General features: G+C 69.9%; 3 protein-coding genes. All 3 read right to left on the bottom strand.

The genetic code is table 11. From position 1 onward, the window contains the following. Positions 1-288, bottom strand: a 288-nt coding sequence (locus tag U9980_RS11730; protein WP_322767939.1) for a DUF6542 domain-containing protein, incomplete at its 3' end; no start/stop codon positions are given. A 277-nt stretch (positions 289-565) separates the two neighbouring features. Then, entirely contained in the window at positions 566-1936 is a 1371-nt protein-coding gene (locus tag U9980_RS11725) for a DNA recombination protein RmuC (protein WP_322767938.1), read from the bottom strand. A 158-nt stretch (positions 1937-2094) separates the two neighbouring features. After that, positions 2095-2772: DUF4232 domain-containing protein (locus U9980_RS11720; protein WP_322767937.1), on the bottom strand; the 678-nt coding region annotated here is incomplete at its 5' end.

The raw sequence follows: 2772 nt of genomic DNA, 5'->3' as shown, positions 1-2772 counted from the left end.
TACCTTGCTCTTCATGCCGCTACCGACGCCGCCGGATGCCGGGTGCGCAAATCCGATACCGATGGCGATCAGCGCATAAACGAGCGGCGGCGTGATAACGATTCCGAGCAGGTCGTCGGGATGTACCCGGGTGGCGGCCAGGACGCAACCGGCGACGAACAGAACGCCGAATACCACTCCCAGAGAGCCGGCCAGGACCACGTCGATGGCCGCCCCGGTCGTTCCGGCAAGGAGGACCAGGAGCGCGGCTCCGAGCACGGTCAAGCCGCGCCGACTGCCCGTAACCACGGTGGGCGTTCCTGCGCCGCCTCGCCGCGGTGGAAGCCGTCCGCGTTGTCCAGTCGGGCCCCCGGTCCGGCCGGGGGGACCGGCCGACGGGCGAGGCGGCGGCGAGCTCACCTGGGCAAGGTACCGCCCGGAGCTCGGCCGCGTGTCACCGGCGAGTTGTGTCACCCTGTGATACAGCCGCTGGCATTACTTTCGGTGCAGATCTAGAAGCTTTAGGCAAGGTATCCGGCCGTCAATCGACCGGCCCCGCGACGCCGCGTCCCTATTGCCGGGCGCTCTAGGCGCTCCTGGTTACCGGTGGCTCCTCGGCGCTGCCGGCGAGTTCCGCCGCGGACAGGGCGCGTACGCCGGCTTCCACCCGCGAAGGTGTCGGCAGCACGGTGTCCACCACCTCCATCGCGGCAAGCCGGCGCGCCGGCACCAGGACGCGGCTCTCCAGCGATCCGACCGCGGCGTTGAAGTCGGTCACGGTCCGGCCGAGCGAACGGCCGAGCCTGTCCACGTGCTCGCCGAGGGTGCCAAGACGGGTGTATAGATCCCTGCCCAGTTCGAAGATCTCCCGGGTGCGGGTGGTGAGTGCCTCCTGCGTCCATGCGTGGGCGACAGTCCGCAGCATTGCGATGAGGGTGGTGGGCGTCGCGATGATGACCTTCTTGCCGGCGGCGTACTCCAGTAGGGCCGGGTCCTTGTCCAGCGCGGGAGCGAGAAACGCCTCGGCGGGTACGAACAGCACGACGAACTCCGGACTTGTGGAAAAATGCCGCCAGTACGCCTTCGCCCCGAGCGCGTCCACATGGGCGCGCAGATGCCGCGCGTGGGCGGCGAGCCGTTCGTCGCGAGTGGTCTCGTCCGGTGCCTCGGTGGCCTCGAGAAACGCGACCAGGGGCACCTTCGCGTCCACAATGATGGTCCGGTTGCCTGCCAGGTGAACGACCATGTCCGGTCGCCGCACGCCGTCATCTCCGGTGACGGTGGGTTGTTCGGTGAAGTCGCAGCGGGCGATCATCCCGGCGACCTCGGCCACCCGACGGAGCTGCATCTCCCCCCACGCCCCTCGGGTCTGGGGTTTGCGCAGGGCCGTGACCAGAGCGGCGGTCTGCGTTCGCAGGCCTTCGGATGCCTGCTGGACGCCCCGGACCTGCTCGACGAGGGTCGCGTACGCCTCGATGCGCGCGGTCTCCAGGTCCGCCAGCCGGTGCTCCATTTTTCCGAGCACCTCCCGCAGCGGGCTGACCAGATGCTCGACGGCTATCCGGCGTTGCTCGAGGTCTCCGGCGGTGTGTGCGCCGGCCTCCTGGAAGCGGACCGAGGCGAGCTCGAGAAACTGACGGCTGGCGCTCTCCAACGCCCGTGCGGACAGGGCCTGGAACGACTCGGCCAGGCGCTGCTGGCTCTGCTCGACCAGGCTCAGACGTTCGGCCGCGGATCGCCGTTCGTAGTCCAGGGCGGTACGCATGCCCGCGACATCAGCCTCGGCCAGTGCCGCCCGCTCCCGGGCGGTCTCTTCTGACCGCCGCAGCAACTCGCGCTCGCGGGTGGCGAGGTCGCGCTCGGCCGTCGCCGTCGCGACGCGGATGTCGCCGGCCCGGCGGCCCGCGGCGAAACCGCCGGCGACCCCCAGCAGCAGGCCGAAGAGGAAGAGCAGCATGCTCCCGACGTCCATGGTGGACAGGCAATCACGGACGTCCGACACTTTTCCGGCGGCGCTCTCGGCTGACCTTCGGCCTGCCGTCGGCGGGCGCGGCTGCCGGGAAGATCCAGGGTGGGTTCAGATGGTCGCTCGTAGTGCTGCTACTCGTAGTGTTGCTATTGGGCGATACCGTCGGCGTCGGCGCCGGCTACCAGCGGATGGATCTGAAACTCGCCGCAGAAGCTGAGTGCCCGCGCCAGTTGAAGGCTGCGTGTCTCGCCCGGTGGCGTCACCGTGAGGCCGAGGTAGTCCGGGCAACTGCCCTGGGTTCCCATGGGAACGACGGTCCACTCCAGGCCGGCGGAGGCGGTGCCGTCCGGCGCCAGCACGACCTGGGATCGTGGCGTTTGCGGGAAGATGGAGCCGACGCCGCTGCGGGTGGCGTCCGCAGCGTGCTGACCATTGGTGCCCGAGGCGGCGACACCCGGGTAGCCGGTGAGCGCGCAGGGGCTCTTCGTCGTGTTCCTGAAGACGAGGACGAGACCGTGGTGGCCCATGGCGCTTCCGCCGGCTGGTGCCACCGTGGACAGCGTCAGGCCCGGTGTGGCGCAACGCGCCGGCGTGACCGGCTGACCCGTATCGGCCCCGCCCGTCGTGCCGGTCGTCGCAGGGCTGGTCGTCGCAGGGCTGGTCGTCGTGCCGGTGGTAGCGCCTGCGGGACCGGGCGTGTCCGCGGCGGTGACATTCCGGGCCGCATCGCTGGTGCCGGTATGGCCCGAACCCGTGCCGCTGGAACCCGCGCAGGCGACACCCGCGGTCGCACACACGACAACGGCTACGACTGTCATCGACAA

The organism is Protofrankia sp. Cr1 (assembly GCF_963555865.1).
Lineage (GTDB): Bacteria > Actinomycetota > Actinomycetes > Frankiales > Frankiaceae > Protofrankia.
The sequence above is the reverse complement of the archived record's forward strand: the minus strand, read 5'-3'. Positions and strand labels throughout refer to the sequence as shown.

Excerpts from the sequence above, each read along its gene's own strand:
- U9980_RS11725 (WP_322767938.1), bottom strand. The coding sequence starts at position 1,936 with ATGCTGCTCTTCCTCTTCGGCCTGCTGCTGGGGGTCGCCGGCGGTTTC.